At 58.8% G+C, this 24,394-nt stretch carries 25 protein-coding genes; 11 read left to right on the top strand and 14 right to left on the bottom strand.

The genetic code is table 11. The annotated features are described in order from the left end of the window. The first annotated feature begins 7 nt into the window (after nt 1-7). Entirely contained in the window at nt 8-202 is a 195-nt protein-coding gene (locus tag ACSBQS_RS11415; RefSeq protein WP_033643602.1) for a hypothetical protein, read from the top strand. A gap of 15 nt (nt 203-217) precedes the next feature. On the opposite strand, the gene yjdN is transcribed toward ACSBQS_RS11415, so the two are convergent. Together yjdN and ACSBQS_RS11405 are read right to left on the bottom strand one after the other, a co-directional pair. Further along, nucleotides 218-637, bottom strand: a complete 420-nt coding sequence (gene yjdN / locus ACSBQS_RS11410) for a VOC family metalloprotein YjdN (protein WP_046687369.1) — start codon at nt 635-637, stop codon at nt 218-220. Between the two features lie 176 nt (nt 638-813). Beyond that, nucleotides 814-1,734: a Kdo(2)-lipid IV(A) acyltransferase gene (locus ACSBQS_RS11405; protein ID WP_033650814.1), complete on the bottom strand. Its 921-nt coding sequence runs from the start codon at nt 1,732-1,734 to the stop codon at nt 814-816. Between the two features lie 628 nt (nt 1,735-2,362). Between ACSBQS_RS11405 and ACSBQS_RS11400 the strand changes: the two genes are divergently transcribed. From ACSBQS_RS11400 to ACSBQS_RS11390, 3 genes are all read left to right on the top strand, one after another. Further along, nucleotides 2,363-2,563: a glycine zipper domain-containing protein gene (locus tag ACSBQS_RS11400; protein WP_033643599.1), complete on the top strand. Its 201-nt coding sequence runs from the start codon at nt 2,363-2,365 to the stop codon at nt 2,561-2,563. 11 nt (nt 2,564-2,574) lie between these two features. Then, entirely contained in the window at nt 2,575-2,823 is a 249-nt protein-coding gene (locus tag ACSBQS_RS11395) for a GlsB/YeaQ/YmgE family stress response membrane protein (protein ID WP_004935146.1), read from the top strand. 95 nt (nt 2,824-2,918) lie between these two features. Then, nucleotides 2,919-3,308 (top strand): YidB family protein, encoded by a 390-nt coding sequence (locus tag ACSBQS_RS11390; RefSeq protein ID WP_019453502.1) that lies wholly within the window; start codon nt 2,919-2,921, stop codon nt 3,306-3,308. Nucleotides 3,309-3,311: 3 nt separating this feature from the next. Here ACSBQS_RS11390 and ACSBQS_RS11385 read toward each other — a convergent pair whose 3' ends face one another. After that, nucleotides 3,312-4,244: a LysR family transcriptional regulator gene (locus ACSBQS_RS11385; RefSeq protein WP_033650815.1), complete on the bottom strand. Its 933-nt coding sequence runs from the start codon at nt 4,242-4,244 to the stop codon at nt 3,312-3,314. A 110-nt stretch (nt 4,245-4,354) separates the two neighbouring features. On the opposite strand from ACSBQS_RS11385, the gene ACSBQS_RS11380 reads away from it, so the two are divergent. Beyond that, nucleotides 4,355-5,407 carry an SDR family oxidoreductase gene (locus ACSBQS_RS11380; protein WP_197749488.1) on the top strand — a complete coding sequence of 351 codons (1,053 nt, stop codon included), beginning with the start codon at nt 4,355-4,357 and terminating at the stop codon, nt 5,405-5,407. A 43-nt stretch (nt 5,408-5,450) separates the two neighbouring features. Here ACSBQS_RS11380 and ACSBQS_RS11375 read toward each other — a convergent pair whose 3' ends face one another. The 3 genes from ACSBQS_RS11375 to ACSBQS_RS11365 form a co-directional block, all read right to left on the bottom strand. Next, nucleotides 5,451-6,458 (bottom strand): NAD(P)H-quinone oxidoreductase, encoded by a 1,008-nt coding sequence (locus ACSBQS_RS11375; protein ID WP_197749489.1) that lies wholly within the window; start codon nt 6,456-6,458, stop codon nt 5,451-5,453. 156 nt (nt 6,459-6,614) lie between these two features. Further along, nucleotides 6,615-6,824: a hypothetical protein gene (locus tag ACSBQS_RS11370; RefSeq protein ID WP_004935132.1), complete on the bottom strand. Its 210-nt coding sequence runs from the start codon at nt 6,822-6,824 to the stop codon at nt 6,615-6,617. A gap of 509 nt (nt 6,825-7,333) precedes the next feature. Next, nucleotides 7,334-7,711: a hypothetical protein gene (locus tag ACSBQS_RS11365; RefSeq protein WP_116286298.1), complete on the bottom strand. Its 378-nt coding sequence runs from the start codon at nt 7,709-7,711 to the stop codon at nt 7,334-7,336. 375 nt (nt 7,712-8,086) lie between these two features. On the opposite strand from ACSBQS_RS11365, the gene cspE reads away from it, so the two are divergent. Both cspE and dsrB read left to right on the top strand, forming a co-directional pair. Then, nucleotides 8,087-8,299, top strand: a complete 213-nt coding sequence (cspE, locus tag ACSBQS_RS11360; protein ID WP_004935122.1) for a transcription antiterminator/RNA stability regulator CspE — start codon at nt 8,087-8,089, stop codon at nt 8,297-8,299. Between the two features lie 320 nt (nt 8,300-8,619). After that, nucleotides 8,620-8,820 carry a protein DsrB gene (dsrB, locus tag ACSBQS_RS11355; protein ID WP_033643594.1) on the top strand — a complete coding sequence of 67 codons (201 nt, stop codon included), beginning with the start codon at nt 8,620-8,622 and terminating at the stop codon, nt 8,818-8,820. A 216-nt stretch (nt 8,821-9,036) separates the two neighbouring features. On the opposite strand, the gene rcsA is transcribed toward dsrB, so the two are convergent. Beyond that, nucleotides 9,037-9,666 carry a transcriptional regulator RcsA gene (gene rcsA / locus ACSBQS_RS11350; protein WP_019453510.1) on the bottom strand — a complete coding sequence of 210 codons (630 nt, stop codon included), beginning with the start codon at nt 9,664-9,666 and terminating at the stop codon, nt 9,037-9,039. A gap of 794 nt (nt 9,667-10,460) precedes the next feature. Between rcsA and ACSBQS_RS11345 the strand changes: the two genes are divergently transcribed. Next, on the top strand, nt 10,461-11,102 hold the full coding sequence (locus ACSBQS_RS11345; protein WP_033643593.1) for a GNAT family N-acetyltransferase: 642 nt from the start codon (nt 10,461-10,463) through the stop codon (nt 11,100-11,102). A gap of 12 nt (nt 11,103-11,114) precedes the next feature. Here ACSBQS_RS11345 and ACSBQS_RS11340 read toward each other — a convergent pair whose 3' ends face one another. Beyond that, nucleotides 11,115-12,530, bottom strand: a complete 1,416-nt coding sequence (locus ACSBQS_RS11340) for a pyridoxal phosphate-dependent decarboxylase family protein (protein ID WP_147838094.1) — start codon at nt 12,528-12,530, stop codon at nt 11,115-11,117. Between the two features lie 101 nt (nt 12,531-12,631). On the opposite strand from ACSBQS_RS11340, the gene ACSBQS_RS11335 reads away from it, so the two are divergent. Next, nucleotides 12,632-13,507 (top strand): LysR substrate-binding domain-containing protein, encoded by an 876-nt coding sequence (locus tag ACSBQS_RS11335; RefSeq protein WP_033650819.1) that lies wholly within the window; start codon nt 12,632-12,634, stop codon nt 13,505-13,507. Here the strand turns inward: ACSBQS_RS11335 and ACSBQS_RS11330 are convergent. Then, nucleotides 13,504-14,889, bottom strand: a complete 1,386-nt coding sequence (locus ACSBQS_RS11330; protein WP_197666036.1) for a CoA transferase — start codon at nt 14,887-14,889, stop codon at nt 13,504-13,506. The genes ACSBQS_RS11335 and ACSBQS_RS11330 overlap by 4 nt on opposite strands. A gap of 61 nt (nt 14,890-14,950) precedes the next feature. Further along, complete coding sequence (locus ACSBQS_RS11325) at nt 14,951-17,131, bottom strand: glycoside hydrolase (RefSeq protein ID WP_434990547.1); 2,181 nt, start codon at nt 17,129-17,131, stop codon at nt 14,951-14,953. Between the two features lie 501 nt (nt 17,132-17,632). On the opposite strand from ACSBQS_RS11325, the gene ACSBQS_RS11320 reads away from it, so the two are divergent. Beyond that, nucleotides 17,633-18,331: an MgtC family protein gene (locus tag ACSBQS_RS11320; RefSeq protein WP_025303346.1), complete on the top strand. Its 699-nt coding sequence runs from the start codon at nt 17,633-17,635 to the stop codon at nt 18,329-18,331. 243 nt (nt 18,332-18,574) lie between these two features. Continuing rightward, nucleotides 18,575-21,274 carry a magnesium-translocating P-type ATPase gene (gene mgtA / locus ACSBQS_RS11315; protein ID WP_434990542.1) on the top strand — a complete coding sequence of 900 codons (2,700 nt, stop codon included), beginning with the start codon at nt 18,575-18,577 and terminating at the stop codon, nt 21,272-21,274. Between the two features lie 48 nt (nt 21,275-21,322). Here mgtA and ACSBQS_RS11310 read toward each other — a convergent pair whose 3' ends face one another. The 4 genes from ACSBQS_RS11310 to ACSBQS_RS11295 all read right to left on the bottom strand — a co-directional run bounded on the left by ACSBQS_RS11310 (nt 21,323) and on the right by ACSBQS_RS11295 (nt 24,293). Next, nucleotides 21,323-22,096 carry a DUF3307 domain-containing protein gene (locus tag ACSBQS_RS11310; RefSeq protein ID WP_434990540.1) on the bottom strand — a complete coding sequence of 258 codons (774 nt, stop codon included), beginning with the start codon at nt 22,094-22,096 and terminating at the stop codon, nt 21,323-21,325. Between the two features lie 2 nt (nt 22,097-22,098). Continuing rightward, nucleotides 22,099-22,695, bottom strand: coding sequence for a hypothetical protein (locus ACSBQS_RS11305; RefSeq protein WP_047025424.1), 597 nt, complete (start codon nt 22,693-22,695; stop codon nt 22,099-22,101). Between the two features lie 213 nt (nt 22,696-22,908). Further along, nucleotides 22,909-23,088, bottom strand: coding sequence for a hypothetical protein (locus tag ACSBQS_RS11300; RefSeq protein ID WP_004935085.1), 180 nt, complete (start codon nt 23,086-23,088; stop codon nt 22,909-22,911). A gap of 95 nt (nt 23,089-23,183) precedes the next feature. Continuing rightward, complete coding sequence (locus ACSBQS_RS11295) at nt 23,184-24,293, bottom strand: YbdK family carboxylate-amine ligase (protein WP_197666038.1); 1,110 nt, start codon at nt 24,291-24,293, stop codon at nt 23,184-23,186. Between the last annotated feature and the right edge of the window lie 101 nt (nt 24,294-24,394).

Raw genomic sequence — 24,394 nt, 5'->3', positions numbered from 1 at the left:
AAGAGCCATGTCGGATTACATCATTATCGCTTTACTGACGCTGGCGGTGTATTACCCCCTCACGCTGGGGGCGCTGGCGGTGATGATGTTCTTCGCCTGGCGGCGACGACGGTCGCCTTACTGGCGGTTGGGGCTGGCGCTGTTGACGGTGTTGTTCGCGCTGTTCGCCAAAGCGGCGTATGACTGGCACCGCTACAGCTAGCGGCGCCATGCGGGGTTATTCGACGTTGATCATCCAGTTGACGCCGAATTTATCGGTCAGCATGCCGAAGCCTTTGGCCCAGAAGGTGGCTTGATAAGGCATCGTCACCTGGCCGCCCTGCGCCAGATTATCGAACAGTTTGCGTCCTTGTTCCGCGTCGCTGGGGTTCAGCGACAGCGAGAAGCCTTTGTGGGAAGCGCCGCCGCTGTCATCCTGCGGACAGCCGTCGGAGGCCATCAGCACGCCGTCGCCAATCAGCAGACGCGCATGCATGATCGCTTCAGGATTGACATCCTGCGGCCCGCCTTGGCGGGCTTCTTCGGGCATGTCTTTAAAACGCATGACCATTTCAATTTTGGCATTCAACTGCTGTACATAGAAGTTAATCGCTTGCTCACAGTTACCGCTGAAGAACAAATAGGGTTGTACCAGCATGACATTGACCTCGGTTGTGGCCCGACAGGCAACGACCGGCCCTCGGGCGGGAAGAAATGATTGCTGGCGGCAATAATTGCCGTCGGTGACTTATTAGTGTAGTCCCCCTGACGTAGAATGCTCGTGCTAGGTGAGCGCCTTCGCCGCCGGCAGGGCGGGCGAAGGCACGAAGGCGGTTAATACAGCGAAGGTTCGCCGGGTGGGCGGGTTTTAAAGCGGCGGTGCAACCACATGTATTGATCGGGCGCCAGCAGCACCTGTTCTTCCACCACGCGGTTCATCATGGCCGCCGCGCGCGTTTCATCGTCCAGCGGGAAGTCCGTCAGCGGCGGCTGCACGATCAGCTCGTAGCCGCGCGCATTCGGCAGACGGCGCGGCACGAATGGCACGATCGACGGCCGCCCCATACGCGCCAGGATATAGGTGCCGGTCGTCGTGGCGGCGTTTTCCACGGCGAAGAACGGCGCGAACACGCTGCTTTGCGGGCCGTAATCGTGGTCCGGCGCGTACCACAGGATTTCACCCTGCTTCAGGTTGCGGATCATGCCTTTGATATCTTTACGATCGATCATGAATTTATTCGAGCGCAGCCGGCCCCAGGTCTGCACCCATTCCATCAGCTTGTTATTGTGCGGGCGGTGTACGCCGATGCCGGGGTTTTGCATGCCGAAGATGCGCGCGCCCAGCTCCAGAGTGAGGAAATGCAGGCCGATCAGCAGCACGCCTTTCCCGTCCTGACGCGCCAGCTGCATGTTTTCCATGCCGCTCACCTTAAACCAACGGGCGATGCGCCAGTCAGGCCAGAACCAGGCCATGCCGACTTCGAACAGGCCCATGCCGACGGACTCAAAATTTTTGACAATCAGCGCCTCTCTTTCGGCGGCGGGCATCTCAGGGAAACAGAGTTCTAAATTACGGCGCGCTATTTTTACCCGGCGTTTCATCAGGGGCATGGCGATTCTGCCAAGGCCGTGTCCAAGCCGATAAATGAGCGGGTAGGGCAATAATACCAATAGATAGAGTATTCCCAGCCCTATCCACAGCAACCAATAACGAGGGCGCAAGAATTCGCGCTCAAAGCGTTGGTTTGAAATCATTTTTTCTGTTCTTCCTTTAATTTCGCAATGGGACCTTAACCCAAATTGTTATGTGCGAAATGATAGAGCATTTTTTGTGAGACCGGGTTTTCCATTCATGCTTTTTTTTACGCTTTATTTAAGCGCAGACGGGAAACGGAACGAAATGAGATTTTTACCGAGGGAAGGGCGGATATTCACCGCTATTTCAACCGGCTGGCGACATTGAAAAATAAGGACACAATTCAGCGCATCGCAAAAGTGACAACCACTATGTAACCTTAGAGAAACAGCAACGCGGCGGAACCGTCCCAAACGGCCGCCAGCGCATACAGCAGCGCGAGAATCAGGACAAAAGGGGCATTGAACATCGGCGTTTCCTCCAGGAGGCTGTGTTTAAAGTTTAGCCTGTCCAGATGACAATGGGATGAAATGCGATCGCTTTTGACGCGGTGAAATTCAGACGGACGGAAATGGGTAAACCGCTGATTTTTTACTATAGTCATAGTGTGATGTTGTGCGTTTGTCGCCGTACGCCCCGTCTTGAACGGCTGTGGGCAGAGTGTCCAGAGCAAGATCGCGGAACGGGCGGTGCCGGACGTGAAACAGGTGACGAAGTTCTCAGAGGGCGGGTCTGTAAGGATTTGACATGTCATATGAAAATGACGATCTAAGCGGTGTTGAGCAACCGAGCGACTACGTTAAAACCACCGCCTGCGAAGTGCGCAGCGGCGTAAAGGCAGCGCTCGAGCAATCATGTGCCTGCATCAAGGATAACCCTTGGGCAGGGGTAGGCGCCGGCGCCGTCGTGGGCCTGGTAATAGGATTTCTGTTAGGCAAAAGGCAATAGGGAGAGTAAAAATGGGCATCATTTCCTGGATCATTTTTGGTTTAATCGCCGGTATCCTGGCTAAATGGATTATGCCGGGCAAAGACGGCGGCGGCTTTATTGTTACCGTTATACTGGGGATCGTGGGCGCCGTCGTCGGCGGCTATATCAGCACCTTCTTCGGTATGGGACGCGTTGACGGTTTTAACCTGGGCAGCTTCGTGGTGGCGGTCATCGGTGCCCTGGTGGTGCTTTTTGTCTACAGGAAGATCAAAGGCTAAGCAGCCGTTGCTCAACAGGGTCGCCGCGGCGGCCCTTTTTCGTGAAATCAATCCGGCTGTGCGGCACGGGCCGCAGCGGCTGAAAGGGGAATATCATGGGTCTGTTCGATAGCGTATTGGGTAACATTCTGGGCGGCGGCGCCAACGGCAAAGGCATCGACTACATCGCCATTATGCAGTGGGTCGAGCAACAAGGCGGCCTGCAGGCCATTTTAGACAAGTTCCGCCAGGGGCAGTTCGGCGATATCGTCGGTTCCTGGCTCGGTAACGGCGAAAACCAGCCGATTACCGGCGATCATGTGCAGCAGGCGTTGGGCAGCGATGCGATCAATCAACTGGCTGAAAAGCTGGGCGTCGATCCGGCCCAGGCGTCCAGCACCATTGCACAGTTCTTGCCGACGGTAGCGGATGCCGCTTCGCCAAACGGTGAAGTGCAGCAAGACAGCAATGAACTGGGCGACATGGTCGGCAAACTGTTCAAATAATGATTATGCTCCCGGCGTCTGGCCGGGGGCATTCACTCCGCTAATTCCCTCGATCGCCGTCAACGCCTGTTGCAAATGCGCCACCCAGGCGCGCACTTTCTGCGGAATAAAACGTAAAGCGGGATAGACCGCATGCAGCGCCATGGGCGGGTAGCGGTATTCCGGCAAGACGGGAACCAGCGCCCCCGTCGCCAGCTGTTCGCCGATCAGCGGCCGCTGAGCGCCACCGATGCCGGCCCCGGCCTCGATGGCCGCCAGCAGCGATAAGGTATTGTTGGCGCGAAACGTGGGCCGCAGCGCGACCATCTCGGCGCCGTGGGGGCCGAGCAGGGTGAGCGTATCGCCGTCGTTTAGGCCGCTGTAGCGAATGTGCGCATGTTTCACCAGATCCGCCGGCGAACGAGGGGCGCCATGCCTGGCCAGATAGGCCGGCGACGCGACCAGCAGGCGTTGCAGCTCACCCAACCGTTTCGCCACCATGCCGGGCGCATGCAATTCGCCGAAGCGCAGCGCCACGTCGATGCCTTCGCCGATGACGTCGGCGCGGCGATCGTCCAGCAGCAGCTCGATGGTGAGATCCGGATGACGCTTTTGGAACGCGATGGCCAAAGGGGTGATATGCCGTTGCCCGAATCCGGTCGGCGCATGCAGGCGCAAATTGCCCTGCAGCTGGTGGTGCTGGCCGTGCAACGCCTCTTCCGCTTCGTCGACCGCCGCCATAATCGGTTTGAGACGCTGATAGTAATCATTGCCGGCCTCCGTCAGGGTGACCGCCCGCGTGCTGCGAAACAGCAGCTGCGCCCCCAACTGCTGTTCCAGACCGGCGATTTGCTGACTGACCGCCGGCTGCGTCAAACGCAGATCGCGCGCGGCGGCAGACAGGCTGCCCAGCTCCGCCACCCGCATAAAGGTTTTCATTGCGTTCAGCTTATCCATGTCGATTTTGCCTATAGATATTTCTTATTAGTGTTAGTGGAAACCCTCATCTACCGCAAGCATCGCTAATCAATAACACTCAGGGTATCGATAATCCGAGGGGTGACAAAATGAACGCAAAGCGACAGGCGCTGGTGATCGGCGCCAATGGCGTGATTGGGCGCCGATTGATTGAGGAGCTGATTGACCAAGGTTGGCAAGTGGTGGGCGTCTCGCGCCGGGGCGGCGAATCGGCGCCTGGGGTGCGCCACCTGCAGGTTGACCTGCTGGATGCGGCGGCGACGCGGGACGCGCTGCGGCCGCTGAGCGCGATTAGCCACGTTTTCTATGCCGCCTATCAAGATGCTCCGGATTGGGCGGGGCTGGTGGCGCCGAACCTGCAAATGTTGCAACACGTTGTCGAAGGGCTGGAGCCGATTGCGCCGGCGTTGGAACATATCAGCCTGATGCAGGGCTATAAAGTTTATGGCGCGCATTTGGGGCCGTTTAAAACGCCGGCGCGTGAAAGCGATACCGGGCATATGCCGCCGGAGTTTAACGCGGCGCAGCAGCAGTATCTGGAGCAGCGCCAAACAGGCAAGCGCTGGCGTTGGAGCGCCATTCGCCCGAGCGTCGTGGGGGGCTTCTCGCTCGGCAACCCGATGAATCTGGCGTTAAGCATCGCGGTTTACGCCTCGATCAGTAAAGCGCTCGGGCTGCCGCTGCGCTTTCCCGGGAAGCCGGGCGCTTACCACAGCCTGTTGGAAATGACCGACGCCGGACTGCTGGCGCGCGCCACGCTCTGGGCGGCGACCGAACCTGCGGCAGCCAATCAGGCGTTTAACATCAACAACGGCGATCTGTTTCGCTGGAGCGAAATGTGGCCGAAAATCGCCGCGTACTTCGGGCTGGAATGTGCGCCGCCGTTGCCGATGACGCTGGAAAACATGATGGTGGACAAAGCGCCGCTGTGGCGTGAGCTGGCGCAACGGCACTCCTTGACCGAGCCCGATTACCGGGCGGTGGCCGGCTGGCGTTTCGCCGATTTCGTCTTTTCCTGGGACTACGACATGTTCGCGGACGGCAGCAAGGCGCGGCGTTTCGGTTTCCATCAGTTTGTCGAAACCGAAGCCATGTTTTTCTCGCTGTTCGATGCATTCCGTCGTCGCCGCATCATTCCCTGAATGCGGCATAAATGTCCCCGCAGCCCCGCTGCGGGGAAAGGTCTCAGAACGTCAGCATGATTTTGCCGATGTGCTCGCTGGATTCCATCAGCGCATGCGCAGCGGCCGCCTCTTCAAGCGGGAAGGTTTTAAAGATTTGCGGTTTCAGCACGCCGCGCTCCAGCAGCGGCCAAACTTTCTCGTGCAGCTCGGCGGCAATCTGCGCTTTGTCCGCGACGCTGCGCGAACGCAGCGTCGAACCGGTATGGGTCAAGCGTTTCAAGAGCAGCGGCATCAGGTTGAGCTCTTTTACCACGCCGTTTTGCGTGCCGATTTGCACGATACGGCCTTCCATCGCTGCGGCCTGATAGTTCTTGGCCACATAGTCGCCGGCGATCAGATCGACGATCACGTCGGCGCCTTTGCCGTTAGTGGCGTCTTTGGTGCGGGCGACAAAGTCTTCTTTGCGGTAATTAATCGCCACGTCGGCGCCCAGCGCCAGGCTCGCCTGACGCTTCTCTTCTGAACCGACGGTGGTGATCACCTGGGCGCAGAAGGCTTTCGCCAGCATGGTGGCGACCGTGCCGATACCCGAGGTGCCGCCGTGGATCAACACGGTCTCGCCGGCTTTGAGGTGACCGCGCTGGAACACGTTGACCCAGACGGTAAAGAAGGTTTCCGGCAGCGCGGCGGCCTCGGTCAGGCTCAGGCCCGCCGGAACCGGCAGCGCATTACTTTCATGCACGGCGCAGTATTGCGCGTAGCCACCGCCGGCGATGAGGGCGCAAACCCGATCGCCGATCGCGAAGCGGGTCACGCCTTCACCGATGGCCACCACTTCGCCGGCAATTTCGAGGCCGGGAATATCCGAGGCGCCGGGCGGTGGCGCATAGTTCCCCTGACGTTGCAGCACGTCGGGGCGGTTAACGCCGGCGGCGGCGATTTTCACCAGAAGTTGGCCCGCTTGCGGAACCGGCACCGGACGTTCGGCGACGACCAGAACCTCGGGGGCGCCGGGTTGGCTGATCTCAATCGCTTTCATCGTGTCGGGCAGCGGTGCATTCGTTGACATGGTTACTCTCCTCATCGTGGCGGACGCGGTTATCAGGTGGCGCGTCCACAATAAAGTCTGCTGTTAGCTTAGCGAAATCGAATGAGGTACGCGTGGTCGAATAGAGCGGTTTTGCGAGGAAGAGGAGGAGACGCCGCCGCGATGGGCGGCTGGGCATCAATCGTTAGGGGGGATGCGGAACCCTTTCAATGAAACGATAAAGTGTTCTTTTCCTTTGGAGATCTTGGCGCCTTTATCGCACCACAGGCTGGCAAGCTGGAAGAAATCGTCGCTGCCGATGTCGTAAGCCAGTTCGATTTTCTTGGCTGTGCCGGCGCGGATGAGCTTTTCTGCTTCCTGGTGGTTTGCAGCTTTAATTATGGTCATGGGCGAAATCCTTGGTGTTAAGCCAGAACGGATAATCGCTAATCATCATATGGCCATATTGTGACAGTTTTGTGATGAAAGGATGACGGTAACCGCAGGCGCGGCGTGCGGCGTGCCGCGCCTTTGCGGTGAAAATGCGTTGTCGGTTACCGATCGTGCGGGCGAACGAATGCGCTTTTCTTCTGAGATTTGAAGTGTTTATAGAGCGCATAGCCCGCAATGCCGGCCAAGACGGCCAGGAGGGCAAGAGATCCTGTGGCCATGAACATCACCTCCGAATAAGAATGGCAAGGAGGCGTATTTGTGACATTCATCACTTTGCAGGGCAATGAGACCAATCTGTAATCGGAAAGGCGAGATGCGAGAAGGGCAAAAAAAAAGCGCCTATAGGGAGGCGCATAAAGATTTGCAACACAGCTTGTCATGTTCAACACCAGGAGGAGTGGTGAACTGACGCCATTCTAAGCGGCCGTGATTGCGTGAGGTATAGGTATTCTCCGAAAGCGTCATTACCACTCATAGCCTAACTGAATGTTGTAATCGGGATCCTGGTTGGTGGAATAAGGATCGGATTGGCGGCGGCGATCGGTTTTCTTCACCGGGCCGTCATACGCGGGATAAGGTTTGGTGCGCGGCTTGCTGCAGCCCGGATGATCGCACTCGATGTCGACGCGAAAACCGTTTTTATCTCGCGCCTCTGCCCAGGTGATCGGCGGTTTCTCGGCCTTGGGCGCGGGCCCAGGCGACGCCGGCGGCTTGGGCGCGGGGGCGACGCTGGGATCGGGGGCTTGATAATTCAGCTCCAGCGCGCCAAGCGGGGCGCTGTAAGCGGCAAAGGCCAGCAGGGCGGCGGCGCTGGCGGCCGGTAATGTGAGCCATCTCGGCATGGTGGGTCTCCCTGGATGATTACGCCGGGCAACTATAAAACAGTAAAACGAGAATTACTATCATTTGACTGCGGCGTAATGGGGATTCAGCTGGCGATCCCGTAGGCAGACGGGGTCAAATCCTGTGCGTTTAGCCGAGATTAACGCCCCTGCACGGCGAAAAAGGTTGCTATTGCCGCTCGCTCGTGAGTTAATGATGTCGGCCTGTGGTACAGACCTATTTATGCACGACATTTTGAGTAAAGTAGTTCAAATTTAAAGCGTTATCCCGGATAGCCCTTCTCTGACGAATTTCCTTTCCAGTGCCTCCATAAGTAACTGATGACCGGCTATCTCGCCCATGGCGGCTAACATTATTATTGAAGGAAATTAGACATGTCCAACATGATCAAAGGTCAAGTGAAGTGGTTCAACGAAGCTAAAGGTTTTGGTTTCATCACCCCAGCAGACGGCAGCAAAGACGTATTCGTACACTTCTCTGCTATCCAGGATCAAGGCTTCAAGACCCTGGCTGAAGGCCAGAACGTACAGTTCTCTATCGAGAACGGTGCGAAAGGTCCATCTGCGGCTAACGTTACCGCTATCTAATTGGCGTCTACCGCTGATTGAATAAAACCCGCCGAGGCGGGTTTTTTTATGCCTGCAATTTGACGGCGCATAAAAAAAAGCCCGCAAGTCTGCGGGCAAAAGTTCCTTGTTACTTCTTCATTTGCAAGCGCTTCTCTGGGGGGGAAACGCCTGAAGACAGGTTACGCGAGGACGGCTTAAGATTCTGCGGTCAAACCGTTAAGAAAGTGAAAATCCAGGCGGCTGCTACGCTGATAGCAGAGACCGGCAGGGCTGGGGCGGTGTCCTTCACCCGGGGTTTTGTAATACACTGATGCCAATCGCAAAGAATGGGGAAGGGTATGCAGGTTAACGATCGAGTGACGGTAAAAACAGATGGTGGCCCACGGCGCGAAGGCGTCATTCTGGCCGTAGAGGTCTTCAACGAAGGTACCATGTATCTGGTGTCTCTTGAGGACTACCCGGCGGGCGTGTGGTTTTTTAATGAAATCGACAGCCGTGACGGCACTTTTGTGGAGCCTTGCGGCGCGCCCGGGCAGTAACTTCGAACAATCTCATTAATTTGCTAACGAAACTGTCTATTTTGAGATTATTTCAATACGGTAAGAATTTTTTTATCGACGACATAAAAATACCCGTTGCGCCAGCGGGGGATAACGCAGCAGGTATTCTTTTGGTTATCCCAGCGTTTGAGAACCGGATTACGTTATCACCGGAAATTAACGATGGGTAAACAAAGTGGGGGCGTTCTCTACGGTTCAGCGGCTATTGACGAATATTCCACTAGTCAATGTGTCGGTCAAACGGACAACGTGGTAAATGATCTGCTTGTTGTGCGTTTTTATTTTCCGCTTGATGTTTCCCTTGTGGGAAGAGACCGTTTTGGCCTTTATTTGCATCTGGTCTGATATCTGGATGGTGCCTTGCCCGGACATCCACATGCGTAACATGTTCGATTCAGTTTGGCTCAGCGTCACCGGCGTTTGATCCAGAGAAGATTTCTCCACCCGTAGGGATTTTTTCTCGAGATAATGACTAAGTAGCTGATTCATAGTCTCTGGTTTGATGGATTTTGACGATATGATGACGTTCTTGCGAACATATAAATAATCGTCGAAATGTACATTGGTAATAGCCATGAAGATGAAGAATAACGTATCCGGGTGCAGTGAAATCACCCGTTTTATTCGCTCCGTGGCGTTTGCTTCATGGATGAAGCAGTCCTCGTTAATAAACACCAGGCTAGGATTCAACTTACTGCATTTTTCATGCAGGCTGTCAATGTCCTCGATGGCATTAATATGGCGCTTCTTCACGCCATGCGAAGTCAGATAGTCGGTTAACCCCAATCTGGTATAGCTACATGAATCCATGATAATCGTTGGCATATCGCACCCCCACTTAAATCCGTTTTACTGCGGTAATATGAGAAAAAGCCTAAAAAGCCGAAAGGCAAAATGGAACAATAATTCAGTGTAGCGAGTGTTCTATCAATAAACACGACGGCACTCAATGATATTTTCATACTAAACTTATTAATCGCATGAATCTATAAGTTTGGCTTAAGTCAGAGCGATCCGCTACTCGCCCGGCGTCGGCATGATGGGCCTGATTCGCGCTTGGCGCCCGCGCCTGCCGGCATTGTCTGCTGATAATCTGTTCATCATGTCACGAAACAAAATTTTAGTTTGCTAGGAAAAGTCTTAAAAAAAATTCATGTGTCTTTTTTTTGAAGTCTTTTAGCGTGCTTTTTAAGTGCTCAAAAAGCACTCGCTTCTAGGCTCTTCTATTTTTAATCATAAAAATCATTGCGTTATGATTGTCTTGGCACCTTTCGCTAATGATAAGCGCTTCTGTTTTTATCATAACAACAAACAAAAGTTAACATTATTGCTGGAATGTGTAGCTTAATTGTTGCCATAAATCACCATTTTACAATAGGTTATGTGGATATTTATTTCATATGAAATCATTTGTGTGAATGTTTATCGGTGATTGAGTGATTTTTCTAAACTATCGTCTTGCCAGCCGGTCGGCAGGGGCGGCGGCAGGTCGGAGTTGTTTCTGACCCGCGCCGGTTTTAATTTGCTCTTGCACCTTTCAAAAACAGGATGTCGCGGTGAGACAAAATCAATATGGGCAGCCGATAGGCGATGCCCTCCCTCATTGGCAGCCGGCAGGCATGCCCGGGCAAGCGTTACTGTCAGGGCGGTTTTGCCGCCTGGAACCGCTGAACCTCGAACGCTGGGGCGACGAGCTTTATCAGGCTTATCAAACCGCCGAGGACGACCGCGACTGGACCTATCTGTTTTGGGCGCGGCCGCAGACACGCGAGGATTTTCAGCATTACCTGCAGGCCCTGGCGTCCAGCGCCGACAGGCGCACGATGGTGGTGATCGATCAGGCGAACGGGCGCGCGGTAGGAACCTGCGCTTTTTTGCGCATCGATCCCGCCAACGGTGCGGCTGAACTGGGCACCATCAACTGGTCCCCGCTGATGAAGCGCAGTGCGCTCGGCAGCGAGGCCATTTTCCTGATGCTGCGCCATTTGTTTGACGATCTGGGTTACCGGCGCTGCGAATGGAAATGCGATAGCCTCAATCTGCCTTCGCGTCAGGCCGCCGAGCGTTTTGGTTTTCGCTATGAGGGCACGTTCCGTCAGGCGGTCGTCGTCAAAGGACGCACGCGCGACACCGACTGGCTGTCGATCATCGATGGAGAATGGCCGGCGCTGCGCTCGGCGTTTGCCGCCTGGCTGTCACCGGATAACATCGGCGACGACGGGCGGCAAGAACGGCGTTTGCAGGCCTTCCAGCCCGGGTGACGCGCCAGGCGTTTAGGCCGTCTCCGCCAGGCAATGGCGCAGCGAGTCCAGCGTCAGGCGAATGTCCTGTTCCTCCGTCATCCAGTTGACCAGCGCGGCGCGGATCCCCGGCTGGCCGTTATAACGCGTAGGGGTGCAACGCGCCACCCCATGCCGGCTAAGGCGTTCGAGAAAGCGATCGCGCGCCGCTTCGCTGTCGCCCTGTGGATGACTGAGGGCAAAGCACACCACGTTCATATTCACGGGCGCCAACAGATGAAAACCGTCCTCGGCCGCTAACGCCGCTCCCAGCGCCTGCGCCAGTTCGACATTGCGCTCGACGATATCTCGTATGCCGCTGCGGCCATAGGCTTTCAGCGTCAGCCAAAGCGGCAGGGCGCGGAAGCGGCGCGAATTTTCCGGCGTCAGATGCAGATAGTTGTCTGGTCGCAGCGTCGGTGCTTCCAGGTAGGCCGAATGGTTCTGAAATACCTGCATCTGCAGATCCAGATGGCGGGTAAATTGGATCGCGCTGTCATAAGGCACGTTCAGCCATTTGTGCGCATCGACGGTGATGGAATCGGCATGCTGCCAGCCCTCGAGCCTTGGGGCGTAGAGCGGCGAGCAGGCCGCCACGCCGCCGAATGCCGCATCGACATGCAGCCAAAATGGATAACGCTCTCGCAGCGCCAGCAGTTGCGGCAGATCGTCGAAAGCGACGGTATTGACCGTGCCGGCACTGGCCAGTACCAACGTTGGCTGGCCTGCGCTAGCGGCCAGCTGCCGCTCCAGCGCCGCCATATCCATGGCTTCAGACTCCGGCAGGCTGGCGACGATCGTCAATGCCTCGCGGCCGATACCGAGCATGCTGAGCGCCTTCACGCTGCTGGAATGCGGATTGGCTCCCAGAACCCGGATCGGGCCCAACGCCGCCAGGCCTTGTTGGGCGATATCCACGCCGCGCTGTTGCCCCAGCCACTGCCGACCAATGGCCAGCCCGGTGAAATTGGCCATGGTCGCGCCGCTGACCAGGCTGCCGCTGAACGTTTCCGGCAGGCCCAGCAGGGATTTCAATTGCGTCACGGCCGCCAGCTCGATCGTGGCTGCGATGGTATCATGGCTGAGCAGGCTATTTTGGTCTGTCACGCTAACCAGCCAGTCCGCTGCGACCGCCGCCGGGGTGCCGCCGCCGGTGACGAAGCCGAAATAACGCGGGCCGGCGCTGGCGGAAATGCCGGCCTGATAACGTTGCCAAAAGCGCTCCAGCGCCGCCAGGGCGCCTTCGCCGTTTTCGTCGAGCCGATCGTCGCCCGGTTGCAGCTGCTGATGCTCGAGCGGTGGGCAGACCGAGCGTTGCTGCAGCCCAGCCAGGAAATCTTCCGCCAGTTGGCGGGTGCGATCGAGGATCTGCGGAAACTGTGCGAGGTCCTGTTGTAAACGTGGGTGCATGGCGGCTCCGAAAGCGTCAGGGATGATGGGGTAAACATAGAACATTTGCCTGCCGGTCAAAATCGATGAAAAATAACCTTTTTGGATAGCCTGGTTAACCAATGATGAGTGAACGCATTCCCTTGCATGTCTTGCCGACCTTTGCGATCGCCGCCAGGTTGGAAAATTTGCGCGCTGCGGCGCAACAGGTGCATTTGACGCACGGCGCGGTCAGCCAGCAAATTCAGCTGCTGGAGCAGGCGGTCGGCTATCCGCTGTTTGAACGGCGCGGGCGCGGCGTGCGCCTGAATGCCGCCGGGCGAGAGTTGCTGGCGGCGGTAGAGCCGGCGCTCCAGGCGCTGCAGCAGGGCGTCGCCCGCGCCCGGCGAGCGGCGGCAAGCCAGACGCTGCGCATCAGCGTGTTGCCGTCTTTTGCCCATTACTGGCTGCTGCCGCGTCTGTCGGCTTTTCATGAGGCCTGTGCCGATATTGCGCTGGATATCGATGCGTCGCTGGCGCTGCAGGATCTGTCGCAGCGGGGGTTCGATGCGGCGATCCGCATCGGCAGCGGTCAATGGGCGGGGCTGCAGGCGCAGCGCATCGCCTCGGGGGACGTGTTGCCTGTCGCTTCGCCGGATATGGCGCGAGAATGGGGGGCGGCTTTCGAGAACGGTGGCGATATTCCGTTGCTCGAACACGACGTCAGTCCCTGGCGCGACTGGTTCAACGCGCAGGGGCGCCCGTTATGCGGGCGGCAACAGGCGTTGTTCAACGATGCCGGATTATTGATTCGCGCGGCGGAGCAAGGGTTTGGCATCGCGTTGGCGAAAAAGCTGCTGGTGCAGGATGCCCTCGACGCGGGGAGGCTGGTGGCCTTGGCCGCGCCCTGTCGCCTGAGCGATGATGACGTTTATCTGGCATGGCCGCAGACCGCCGGGTTGACGCCGGCGGTCACCCGCTTGCTGCAGTGGCTTCAGCAGCAGTTGGCGGCGATTTAGCGGCGTAGCCATTCCGGTTGCGAGGTGCTGAGCGTGGTCGCCGGCAGCGCCCATTGCAGCGCCGTGCCCTGCAGACTCAACGGCGCGCGCAGGCGTTGCGCGGCCCCCCAGTAAGTCAGTTCCGTTTCAGGGTTCTCGTCGGCGCTTCCGGCCGGTGTCAGCGGTTCCGGCCGATAATGCGTCGGGTAGGGATGCGCCAGCAGCAGCTGCGCCGTCCGCGCCAGCGACAAGCGCGCGCGATAGCCGGTGCCGCGGTACAGGCGCTGCGTCATACCGGTCAGCACCGCCGCCGCCATCAAATAGCCGGTGGCGTGATCCAGCGCCTGTACCGGCAGCGGCACAGGCAAACTGGCGCTGCGCCAAACCATGCCCGCCTCCGCCAGCCCGCAGCTCATCTGCACCAGACTGTCGAAACCGCGCCGGGTGCGCCACGGCCCGCTCCAGCCGTAGGCATTCAGGCAGACGTCGATCAGGCCCGGCGCCAGCGCGTGCCTTTCCTCCGCGCCATAGCCCAGTTTCTCCAGCGCGCCGGCGCGGTAGCCGTGCACGATCACGTCGGCGTTTCTCAGCAGGTGCTCAAACGTATGGCGATCGCGCGCATTGGTCAGATTGAGGCGCGCGCTGCGCTTGCCCAACATCACTTCGTGTTCGACCCCGGGCTCATCCCACCCGTAAGGGTCGATACGCAGCACGTCGGCGCCCAAGCCGGCGAGAAAACGCGTGGCGATCGGCCCGGCGAGAATGCGCGTCAGGTCCAGCACCCGCACGCCGTGCAGCGGCCGGGCGACGGGCAGCGTCCAGCCGGGCGATGGCGCTTCCGGCTGCAATGCGGTGTGGATCAGCGGTTCGAGCGCCACGCTTTTACCCTGAATATGTTGTCGCCACGCGGCCGCCGAACGCATTTGGGCTGCGCAGCCGCCGGCCGCGATCACTGCTTCCTCCAGCTCGCTTTTTTTCCAGGCCAGCACACGTTCCGCCAGCGCGCCTTTCTTCGATGCCGGGCCCAGCACCTGTTCCACCGCTCGCCGATGGTGTGGCGCATTGGTATGCAGGCGTATCCAGCCGTCCGCCGTGGCGTAGTCGCCGGCCAGAGCGTCCCAGGCGGCGGGCAGCGTCCAACCCAGCGGGCGTAGCGTCCAGCCGAACCAAAGCGAGGCCAGGCGTTGATCGACCCAAACCTGCTGCGCGGCGGCGCCCTCGCGCCGCAGCAGCTCGGCGCAGGCTAAACCTGCAGCGCTCCAGGCGGCGGTGGCCAATTCGGTCACGGGAAAAGCCGAAGGCAATGCGCCGGTGCCGCTTACGGTGAGGCGATCGGCGGGGGCAGGGCATTGCCCGAGGCTTTGCCAAATCTCGTCGAGCAGAGTGTGGATCAGGGGAGTCATCGGCCGCTCCTTGTGGGTAAACGGAAATATAGCCTAGCGTAGCCCACTGTCGGCGGCCTTGCTAAGGTGCGACGTCGAGAGTGCGGCCGTCGGCCAGTTTGGCGCGTACGCTGTGGGGCGCCACGCCGCCGAAAGGTTGCGCGCTGAAATTGGCGGTCAGGGTCGATCCGTCGCTGAACGTCGTCTGTTGCACCCAGCCGTCCCGATCGAGCCAGCGGAAGTCGGTTAACGCTTTATCCCACAAGGCCTGATGCAGCGGCCGGAAGGCGGCATCGGCGCGTTTTATCGCCGGTAAGCGCGCCGCCAGAGTGGTGCGGCTCAGGTGGAACATCGGCGCGGTGTTGTACAGCTGGCTGAGCAGGCTGCGGGTGGTCTGAACGTCGCTGAATTTCAGATTGTCGTAATTCCAGTGGTGGCTGCTGACGATAGCATCGTGGAAAACGGCCTGGTACAGCGGCAGGCGGTAACGCGGATCGAATTCGACGGTACGGTAGGGCTGTTTCACTTTGGCGGGGCGGAAGAAAAACGCCGGTTGGGCGTTGGGCCACCAAGCGCCGAGATAATAGGGCGAGGATTTATCCTGATTCATCTGTTTATCTCCCCAGCCGAATCCCCAGGTTTCCATGCCGTGGGCGAACATCAGGCTGCGCGCGGTCACTGCGTTACCATCCTCTGAGCCCAGCGGTAACTTAAGGGTGGCGCTGAACCAGGCGAGCCGGGCGTTGCGGGCTTCGGCCATCTGCGCCGCGCCGGTTGGGTGGTCGGGCTGATAGTCGTCGGACACCATGCCGGTGCCGTCCACATCGAGAAACAGGCTGTTCAACCCGGCCAATTGCACCAGTTCGCGCATGCGCTGTTGAGAATAGGGCAGGACACAGCCTGGATTGAGGTAATAACCCTGTTTACCGAAGCCGGGTTTCCTGCTGCCGTCTGCGCGCACGATGGCGCAGGATTCCCGCAGCGTCGTCGGCAACTGCGCGGTGAGCCAGCTGTCGTTGACGCCGCGCGCGATGGCGGTATCGTAGGAGTCGTAGCTGGCGATCAGATAACCGGCCGCTTTGGCGGCGGCTACCGCTTGCGGGTGCAGGAAGGCGGCGGTCCAGTTATCGGTGCCCAACCACAGGCGCGGCAAACCGGCCTGGCGCAGCGCGTCGATCACCGGTTTGGCCAACCCTTGCCCCCAACCGTCCGCAGGGGTTAACCAGCGTCCCAGCTCCCGTTGCGCCAGCGCCCGCACTGCGGCGGCCTGGCGCTGTTGCGCCTGCAGAAAGTTGGCGTCATCCGGCGTCGCGCCAAGCGCGAACTGCGCCGTCAACGCCCGGCTGATGCCGTCGATCAGGGGCTGCTGTTGCCAGCCCTCCGGCGTTTTTCCCGCCAGCCGCAGCAGCAAGCTTCTGCTCTCGGCGTCCATCTTCTGCCGCAGCGCTTCGGCGGCGGGAGAGGCGAAGTAGTGCAGTAATCCCGGCCAATCCTTGACATCTTCCGTCGCCAGCAATTGGTCGCCCCACAGATAGATATGGGTAGCGCCGATCAGCTTTTCGCCTTCGGGCGCCTGCTTGATCTTCTCGCGCAGGCTGCTGAACCGGCCGTTTTGTTGCAGATAGTCGCGGTAACGGCGGGCGCCGGACAGCGGGGCGTCGCCGACGTGCAGCAGCACCTCGAATGCCTGTTGTTGATTGAAGCGATTGAATTGGTGGCTGGCGCGCATCGCCAGCTTTTCCTGCGCGGTGGCGAAGGCTATCTGGTTACTGAACGGCGTCAACATCAGCCAGCTGTAGACCTTACCCTGGTGTTGCAGGCTCCACAGCGGCAGTTTCAGATCCCAGTTGGTATCCAGCGGCGTCATTTCCGTCGTCAGGTAATGACGCCAGACCGCGTTGTCCAGCGGGATGCGGCTGCCTTCGCCGATCGGCAACAGCAGCGTTTCCCCCTGCGGCATATGATACCAGTTCAGGGTTTGCGGCCGATCGCTGCTGAAGCTCAGGCGCAGATCGCCGCCTTCCAGACGGGCGCTGACGTTGATTGCGCGTTGCGGCCATCGCCAGCTGGCGCGTCGTGGCGTTGCGGTAAGATCCGTTACCTGCTGCGCAGGCTGCGCCAGATTGATCGGCACCGGGCCTGCGGCGATATGCAGCGTGGCAGGGTCGAGTTCAAATTGCACGTCGCCTTGCTGCAGCAGTAAGGCATCGGCGGGAAAACTGATGAGCAGCGCCAGCGCGAGCGGGGAAAACCGTTGTTTCATCAGGGGCGTCCTTGGAAGATGAAAGAGGGCAGTTTACCGATAAGCGCACTGTCGCCCAATGTCGCCATCTTCTATTTGTGACATCGAAATATAAACGCCGTATTCCAGTTTATTTTTCGTTTAATAAATTAGCCTTTACTTCATTACCCGACGTCACTATACTCAGCCAAAATTTCAGTGGAGAAACCCAATTGGACAGTTGTAGTTGTAATAAAACAAATAAGGCAAGCTGACCAATTCTCTTCTGATTTGTTGCTTGCCGTTATCGGCGGGCAGCACCCCTCTCCAGTTATTTCTGAGCTGTGCATACCCGAATAAGAAACGTTTCCTGATGCCTGACGGTTTCAGGTGAATTGAGTTGGACGTTATTATGGTATTCTGCAGCCACAGCCTTTTCCCTCCAGGCACAGCACGCTGATTCGCTGATTTATTTTCAGCGCGATTTCGCGTGTGCTAAACAGCACATGATTTTATCTCCTGCGGTTAATTAAGGGGACAGTCATGGCTATGACTCCTTTCGTTTTGAATTTATTGCTGGCGATGTGCCTGGGCGCGGTCATTGGCGCCGAACGCCAGTGGCGCCAACGCATGGCCGGCCTGCGCACCAATGCGCTGGTGGCGACCGGCGCGGCGGTCTTTATTCTCAGCTCCATGTCCACCGATCCGGCCAGCGCCGGCCGCGTGGCGGCGCAGATCGTATCCGGTATCGGCTTCCTCGGCGCCGGCGTGATCATGCGTGAAGGGCTTAATATTCGCGGCCTCAATACCGCCGCCACGCTGTGGTGTTCGGCGGGGATCGGCGTACTGTGCGGCCTGGGCCAGCATTGGGATGCGGTGGTCGCTACGCTGGTGATCCTGTGCGCCAATATCCTGCTGCGCGAAGCCGCGCAGCGCATCAATCTGCAGCCGCATCAGCAGGCGACCGATCTGGAACTGTGCTATCGCATTCAGGTGACCTGCGGCGAGCAGGACGAAATTCTGGTGCGTACCCTGATCCTGCAGGCGCTGAACGGCGTCGCCTTGCGGCTGCAATCCTTGCGCAGCGCCGATATTTCGAGCCCGGGGCAGTTGGAAGTGTGCGCGGAAATTACCGCTACGCCGGCCGCGCAAAAAGAAATCGAAGGTATTGTCTGCCGCGTCAGTCTGGAAAAAAGCGTGAGCGCCGTTCGCTGGCGCGTCGCGTCCGAATTACCGGTCTGATTAATGATATAAATATTGATTAACTTGATTATATGTTCAGGTTTATTCATGCACGCCTTGAATAACGCTGAACATTAAGGAGGCGTTATGGACGATGACCCCGGAAGGAAAATGATCCCAGCGTGGCTGACAGGGTAATTCCGCCATTTAGTCACGCTAATAAAAAATTCCAAGCTGCGCATAGTCACCTGTTTATCGGGCGGGGCTTCGCTGTGCGCAGAACTAAAATAAGAGAATAGCGTTATGACTCAGATTAATGAAAGAACGCGTCGCCGTGATAAAGACGCGGTGACCTACGCCATTGCGCAAGAGGCCACCAACAGCATCGCTCAAACGCTGGCGAACCTGAAGTGCAACCGCAACGGCTTGACCCAGGACGACGCCGATGAGCGGCTGGAGCAGTTCGGCGCCAACCAGGTCGCCCATGACAAGGCGCCGCATGCCCTGATCCAGCTGATCAAGGCCTTCAACAACCCGTTTATCTTCGTGCTGATGGTGCTGGCTGCGATCAGTTTCTTTACCGATTATTGGCTGCCGCTCCAGAGCGGTGAAGAAACTGAACTCACCGGCGTCATTATCATCCTGACCATGGTCACGCTGAGCGGGCTGCTGCGTTTCTGGCAGGAATACCGCACCAACAAAGCGGCGGAAGCGCTGAAATCGATGGTGCGCACTACCGCCACGGTGCTGCGCCGCAGCAGCTACAGCGCGCATCCGCTGACGCTGGAAGTGCCGATCCGCGAACTGGTGCCGGGGGATATCATCCAGCTCTCCGCCGGTGACATGGTGCCGGCCGACGTGCGTCTTATCGCCTCGCGCGATCTGTTCATCAGCCAGGCGATTTTGACCGGCGAGGCGATCCCTATCGAGAAATACGATGCGATGGGCAACGTGGCGCAGAAGTCGAGCGAAGGGGAAGTGTCCAGCGAGAACGCGCTGCTTGAGCTCTCCAACATCTGTCTGATGGGCACCAACGTCGCCAGCGGTACCGCTACGGCGGTGGTGGTGGCGACCGGCGGGCGCACCTACTTCGGCTCGTTGGCCAAGTCGATCGTCGGGACACGGGCGCAGACTGCGTTCGATCGCGGGGTGAACAGCGTCAGCTGGCTGTTGATTCGCTTCATGCTGGTGATGGTGCCGGTGGTGTTGCTGATCAACGGCTTCACCAAAGGCGACTGGAGCGAAGCGGCGCTGTTCGCGCTGGCGGTGGCGGTCGGCCTGACGCCGGAAATGCTGCCGATGATCGTCAGCTCCAACCTGGCGAAAGGGGCGATCGCCATGTCGCGTCGCAAGGTGGTGGTGAAGCGTTTGAACGCCATTCAGAACTTTGGCGCCATGGACGTGCTTTGCACCGACAAGACTGGCACGCTGACCCAGGACCGCATCATTCTCGAGCACCACATCGACGTCAACGGCGCCAGAGATAACGAGGTGCTGCACCTGGCCTGGTTGAACAGCTTCCATCAGAGCGGCATGAAGAACCTGATGGATCAGGCGGTGATCCGCTTTGGCCGCGGCAAACCGGGGATTGAAGCCCTGGGGCGTTTCAGCAAGGTGGATGAGCTGCCGTTCGATTTCGTGCGCCGCCGTTTGTCGATCGTGGTGGCGGATGAGAATGGCCGCCAGCAGCTGATCTGTAAGGGCGCGGTGGAGGAGATGCTGGAGATCGCCACCCACGTGCGCGAAGGCGATCAGACGCTGGTGCTGGACGACGCGCGCCGTGCGGCGTTGCAGGCGCTGGCCCGCGAATATAACGAAGACGGTTTCCGCGTGCTGGTGCTGGCGACGCGCGAGCTGGATGCGCAGCGCCCGGCCGAAGCGCTGAGCGTGGCCGACGAACGCGATATGGTGGTGCAAGGGCTGCTGACCTTCCTCGATCCGCCGAAGGAGAGCGCTCAGCAGGCGATCGCCGCGCTGCAGGAAAATGGCGTGACGGTGAAGGTGCTGACCGGCGACAACCCGGTGATCACCTGCAAGATTTGCCGCGACGTCGGGCTGGAGCCGGGCGAGCCGCTCTCCGGGCTGCGAATTGAACAGATGGATGACGAAGAACTGGCGCGCGAAGTGGAGCAGCGCACGGTCTTCACCAAGCTGACGCCGTTGCAAAAATCGCGGGTGCTGAAAATACTGCAGGCCAACGGCCATACCGTCGGCTTCCTCGGCGACGGCATCAACGATGCGCCGGCGCTGCGCGACGCCGACGTCGGCATCTCGGTCGACACCGGTACCGATATCGCCAAGGAGTCGGCGGACATCATCCTGTTGGAAAAGAACCTGATGGTGCTGGAAGAGGGGGTAATCAAAGGGCGCGAGACCTTCGGCAATATCATCAAGTACCTGAACATGACCGCCAGCTCCAACTTCGGCAACGTGTTCTCGGTGCTGGTGGCCAGCGCCTTCATCCCGTTCCTGCCGATGCTGGCAATCCACCTGTTGATTCAGAACCTGATGTACGACATTTCTCAGCTGTCGCTGCCGTGGGACAAGATGGACAAAGAGTTTCTGCGCAAACCGCGCAAGTGGGACTCCAAAAACATCGGGCGCTTTATGCTGTGGATTGGGCCGACCTCGTCAATCTTCGATATCACGACGTATGCGCTGATGTGGTACGTGTTCGCCGCCAACAGCGTGGAACACCAGGCGCTGTTCCAGTCCGGCTGGTTCATTGAGGGGCTGCTGTCGCAAACGCTGGTGGTGCATATGCTGCGCACCCAGAAAATCCCGTTCATTCAGAGCACGGCGGCGCTGCCGGTCTTGCTGACCACCGGGTTGGTGATGGCGCTCGGCATCTACATTCCGTTCTCGCCGCTCGGCGCCCTGGTTGGCCTGCAGCCGCTGCCGTGGGAATACTTCCCGTGGTTGGCCGCTACGCTGGTCAGCTACTGCGTGGTCGCACAGTTGATGAAGCGTTTCTATATCCGCCGCTTCGGCGAGTGGCTCTAAGCCGCCTCGGCGTTCACTTCGGGGGCGAAATTCTTCGCCCCCGCACCGCTACAGCAGTTTGTTGACCAGCAGGCCGAGCATGATGGTCAGCGTGAAGGAAAACAGCGTGCCGAGCAGCACATACTCGGTACGCATCTTATCGTCACTTTGGCGCAGATCGCCGAAACGGAAGATAGATTTGGCCGCCAGCAAAAAACCGATCGCCGGAATTTGCCCCAGCAGCACAAAGGTCAGGATCAGCGTTCTTTCCAGATAGCCAATCTGTTTGCCCGCGCGCAGCAGCGAATCGTTGTCGGCCTTGGCCGAAGGCGGCATTTGCGGCGTCCAGCGCGCCAGCAGTTGCCCAATCAGCAGGCTCATCGGCAGATAAATCAGGCTGTAGGCCACCAGCACCAGGCCGGTTTGCCAACTCCCCAGTTGCCGTCCCAACGCCGCGAGCAGTTCACCGGCATTCGGCGTCAGCCCCAGCCACAGCAAGGCGATCATCGCCAGATGCAATCCCTGATCGAGCAGAAAGCTGCGGGCCGGGCTCAGGCGGATCATGGCGGTGACTTTCAGCAAATCGATCAGGTAGTGGCTGACGGCGATAACCAGCAGGCTGACCAGCACCTGCAGTGAAGACAGTCCGCCGTGCAGCAGGCCGAAACCGGCCACCACCCAGGCGGCCAGCACCCCATGCAGCAACGCGTGCAACAGCAGAAAACGCGAACGCGCGCGATGTTGGATTTTATCTTCCACCCAACTCAGCGGCTGCAGTGGAAAATCCGCCAGCAGATGGACGATCAACAGCCAGGCCAGTAAAGGCGCATAGGTCAGATCCATAGTCAGACGATCCTGTTAATGGCGTGAATAAACCGCATGATCTCCTCATAGGCCGCGCGTTTGAGCGTGGCGGAGACCGTGGAAGCGGCTTTTTGCAGCTGCTCGGCTACGGCCGCGCCGCTGTCGGCGAACATTCTCGCCTGGACGATGCGCGCTTCGGTCTGCGACAAGCGGCCAATGACATGATCTAACATCGGCAGCAGATCGCTGACAATGGCGTTTGTCCGATCGTTGTCGGTTTTCAGAGCCAGGCGGCAATTTTTCGTCATGGCGTCCAGCGCGCTGCCGGAGTTGATAAAGGCGCTGCCGTAACCGGCGGCGTCGGGCCGTTGGCTACCCAGCCCGACGGCGATGCGCGCATCCCAGTGCGCGGCGCCCATCGCCCGCAGCGCAGTGCGAACATACACCGCCAGCAACAGCCCGTCCTCCGGCGCGGCCTGCGCCTGGAAGGCATCGCCGCGAAAGATTTCCACCTGTCGCAGCCGCCCGTCGCGCTGCAGCCGATCGAGCAGGCTGTGCAGCCCGTTGAGGTAGTTGACGGTGTCTGACCGGCGAGAATCGACCAGATCGCCGCTGATTACGCTGATTGGCGTCGGCATGGCGTGATCCGTTGTGGATGGGGGATGACTATAAATTCGCACCTGAATACGAATATGTCAACAATTCGTCTCTAAAGGCGAATTTTCCGGGTGTTGGTCGGTGGAGGCGAAACGTCGGGGGCGAAGAGAAAGGGAGAGAGACGGCCGGGAATGCGCGGACCTGTCAGGCCCGCCACCGGCGGCGTAGACGGAAAGAGGCCGGCGACCGGCCGTTCAGAAGCTTTTGACCAGCACGTCACGCGGCATTTCACTGCCGTGTTTCAGCAGGTGCTCAAACGATCTTTCGCTGCTTTTCAGCTGCTGCAAAAACTCCTGCGGCGACAGATCGTGCTTTTTGCCGCTCATGTAAGCCAGCGCCAGTTCTTTTGCCTGATAGCGGGAGAAATTGTACATAGTGTCCTCGATACGGTGAATGTCAGTGCTCACGATTGTAGCGAAAGAGCACATAATGAACAGCCGCTTTGGCGTATGGAATCGATAGCCGAAACTTAACTTGCCGGTTGCAACAGCTCATCGCACAGGCGTTTGATGACCTGGGTTTGCGGCAGGCCGTTGTGCAACATCTGGCGGATATGCTCCGAATCGCTGATGCCCCGGCGCACATGGCGCTCGACCGCCTGCAGCACGGCCCGATCCTCCTGCCGCTCGGCGAAGACGCTCAGCGAGTCGAGGGTGTGCAGGATATGTGCGGTCAGGCTGCAGCGGCGCAGCGTGGCGGGATCGACGTATTCGGCGGCGAAACCGCTGCGATAGGCGTTGATCTTGTTGTAGTTGGTGAAGGCATCGTACTCCGGCGCGATCGGCGTGCGGTGTTGCAACAGAAAATCGGCCAGCAGACGGCAGTAGCCGACCAGCAGCGTGGCGTGCGCGAGGCGCAGCGGCGTATCGCAGATGCGGATCTCTACCGTGCCCAGCTCCGGTTTCGGCCGCGCATCCCAGTAAATATCCTTGACGCTGTCGATGACGCCGGCGGCATGCAGCCGGTCATAGTAGGCGTTGAATTCGTGCCAGCTGTAGATGTGTTCCAGGCAGCCGTAATTGGGGAAAGAATTCTGTGCGCTGAAACGGGAGCTGGCAAAGCGCGTATCGACGCCCTGGTACAGCGGTGACGAAGCGCTGAGCGCGATCAGCTGCGGAAAATAGGGCGTCAGCGCATGGCACAGGTACATCGCCTCGTCTCCGTCGTTGACGCCGAGGTGGATGTGTTGGCCGAATACGCAGGCCAGCTTGGAGAGATAGCCAAAGCGGCTGGCCAGCTGCCTGTAGCGCGCGTTGTCGCTGATGACCTGCTTGCGCCAGTCGTTGCTCAGGTGGCGGCCGCCGCCGCAGACGTCACAGCCCTGGCGCCGTGCGCTGCGCTGGACGGTATCGGTCAGGGCGCGCAGCTCGGCGTGCAGCGCATCGAGATCGTGGTGCACCGAGCTGTTCAGTTCCACCATCGACTTGGTGAGCTCATGTTTGACGCGTCGGCGGTCGCCGACCGCGCTGACCACCCGGTCAGCCCGATCCGTAAGATCGTAATGCTCGTCATCGACCAGTTGCAGCTCTATTTCGGTGCCGATGGAGAGTCTTTCCGACGGTTTGAATGTGAGCGGCATGGCACCTCCTTCCCATAAAAACAGCGTAAGATAAGTATAAGTTGTTGGGCTGGGGATAACGCCTTGCGTTTTATATTTGCTTTTTCGAATATGAAGGTGAT

Origin of the sequence: Serratia sp. H402Y, assembly GCF_051172415.1 — a bacterium.
Classification (GTDB): domain Bacteria; phylum Pseudomonadota; class Gammaproteobacteria; order Enterobacterales; family Enterobacteriaceae; genus Serratia; species Serratia ureilytica.
The sequence above is the reverse complement of the archived record's forward strand: the minus strand, read 5'-3'. Positions and strand labels throughout refer to the sequence as shown.

Coding starts and splice junctions, on each gene's coding strand:
- ACSBQS_RS11385 (WP_033650815.1), bottom strand. CDS start 4,244: ATGGATAAGCTGAACGCAATGAAAACCTTTATGCGGGTGGCGGAGCTG.
- ACSBQS_RS11300 (WP_004935085.1), bottom strand. CDS start 23,088: ATGTACAATTTCTCCCGCTATCAGGCAAAAGAACTGGCGCTGGCTTAC.
- ACSBQS_RS11330 (WP_197666036.1), bottom strand. CDS start 14,889: ATGACTCCCCTGATCCACACTCTGCTCGACGAGATTTGGCAAAGCCTC.
- cspE (WP_004935122.1), top strand. CDS start 8,087: ATGTCCAACATGATCAAAGGTCAAGTGAAGTGGTTCAACGAAGCTAAA.
- dsrB (WP_033643594.1), top strand. CDS start 8,620: ATGCAGGTTAACGATCGAGTGACGGTAAAAACAGATGGTGGCCCACGG.
- ACSBQS_RS11320 (WP_025303346.1), top strand. CDS start 17,633: ATGGCTATGACTCCTTTCGTTTTGAATTTATTGCTGGCGATGTGCCTG.
- ACSBQS_RS11390 (WP_019453502.1), top strand. CDS start 2,919: ATGGGTCTGTTCGATAGCGTATTGGGTAACATTCTGGGCGGCGGCGCC.
- ACSBQS_RS11365 (WP_116286298.1), bottom strand. CDS start 7,711: ATGCCGAGATGGCTCACATTACCGGCCGCCAGCGCCGCCGCCCTGCTG.
- ACSBQS_RS11325 (WP_434990547.1), bottom strand. CDS start 17,131: ATGAAACAACGGTTTTCCCCGCTCGCGCTGGCGCTGCTCATCAGTTTT.
- mgtA (WP_434990542.1), top strand. CDS start 18,575: ATGACTCAGATTAATGAAAGAACGCGTCGCCGTGATAAAGACGCGGTG.
- ACSBQS_RS11340 (WP_147838094.1), bottom strand. CDS start 12,530: ATGCACCCACGTTTACAACAGGACCTCGCACAGTTTCCGCAGATCCTC.
- ACSBQS_RS11345 (WP_033643593.1), top strand. CDS start 10,461: ATGCCCGGGCAAGCGTTACTGTCAGGGCGGTTTTGCCGCCTGGAACCG.
- ACSBQS_RS11295 (WP_197666038.1), bottom strand. CDS start 24,293: ATGCCGCTCACATTCAAACCGTCGGAAAGACTCTCCATCGGCACCGAA.
- ACSBQS_RS11375 (WP_197749489.1), bottom strand. CDS start 6,458: ATGTCAACGAATGCACCGCTGCCCGACACGATGAAAGCGATTGAGATC.
- ACSBQS_RS11370 (WP_004935132.1), bottom strand. CDS start 6,824: ATGACCATAATTAAAGCTGCAAACCACCAGGAAGCAGAAAAGCTCATC.
- ACSBQS_RS11415 (WP_033643602.1), top strand. CDS start 8: ATGTCGGATTACATCATTATCGCTTTACTGACGCTGGCGGTGTATTAC.
- ACSBQS_RS11400 (WP_033643599.1), top strand. CDS start 2,363: ATGTCATATGAAAATGACGATCTAAGCGGTGTTGAGCAACCGAGCGAC.
- rcsA (WP_019453510.1), bottom strand. CDS start 9,666: ATGCCAACGATTATCATGGATTCATGTAGCTATACCAGATTGGGGTTA.
- ACSBQS_RS11335 (WP_033650819.1), top strand. CDS start 12,632: ATGATGAGTGAACGCATTCCCTTGCATGTCTTGCCGACCTTTGCGATC.
- ACSBQS_RS11380 (WP_197749488.1), top strand. CDS start 4,355: ATGAACGCAAAGCGACAGGCGCTGGTGATCGGCGCCAATGGCGTGATT.
- ACSBQS_RS11305 (WP_047025424.1), bottom strand. CDS start 22,695: ATGCCGACGCCAATCAGCGTAATCAGCGGCGATCTGGTCGATTCTCGC.
- ACSBQS_RS11310 (WP_434990540.1), bottom strand. CDS start 22,096: ATGGATCTGACCTATGCGCCTTTACTGGCCTGGCTGTTGATCGTCCAT.
- yjdN (WP_046687369.1), bottom strand. CDS start 637: ATGCTGGTACAACCCTATTTGTTCTTCAGCGGTAACTGTGAGCAAGCG.
- ACSBQS_RS11395 (WP_004935146.1), top strand. CDS start 2,575: ATGGGCATCATTTCCTGGATCATTTTTGGTTTAATCGCCGGTATCCTG.
- ACSBQS_RS11405 (WP_033650814.1), bottom strand. CDS start 1,734: ATGATTTCAAACCAACGCTTTGAGCGCGAATTCTTGCGCCCTCGTTAT.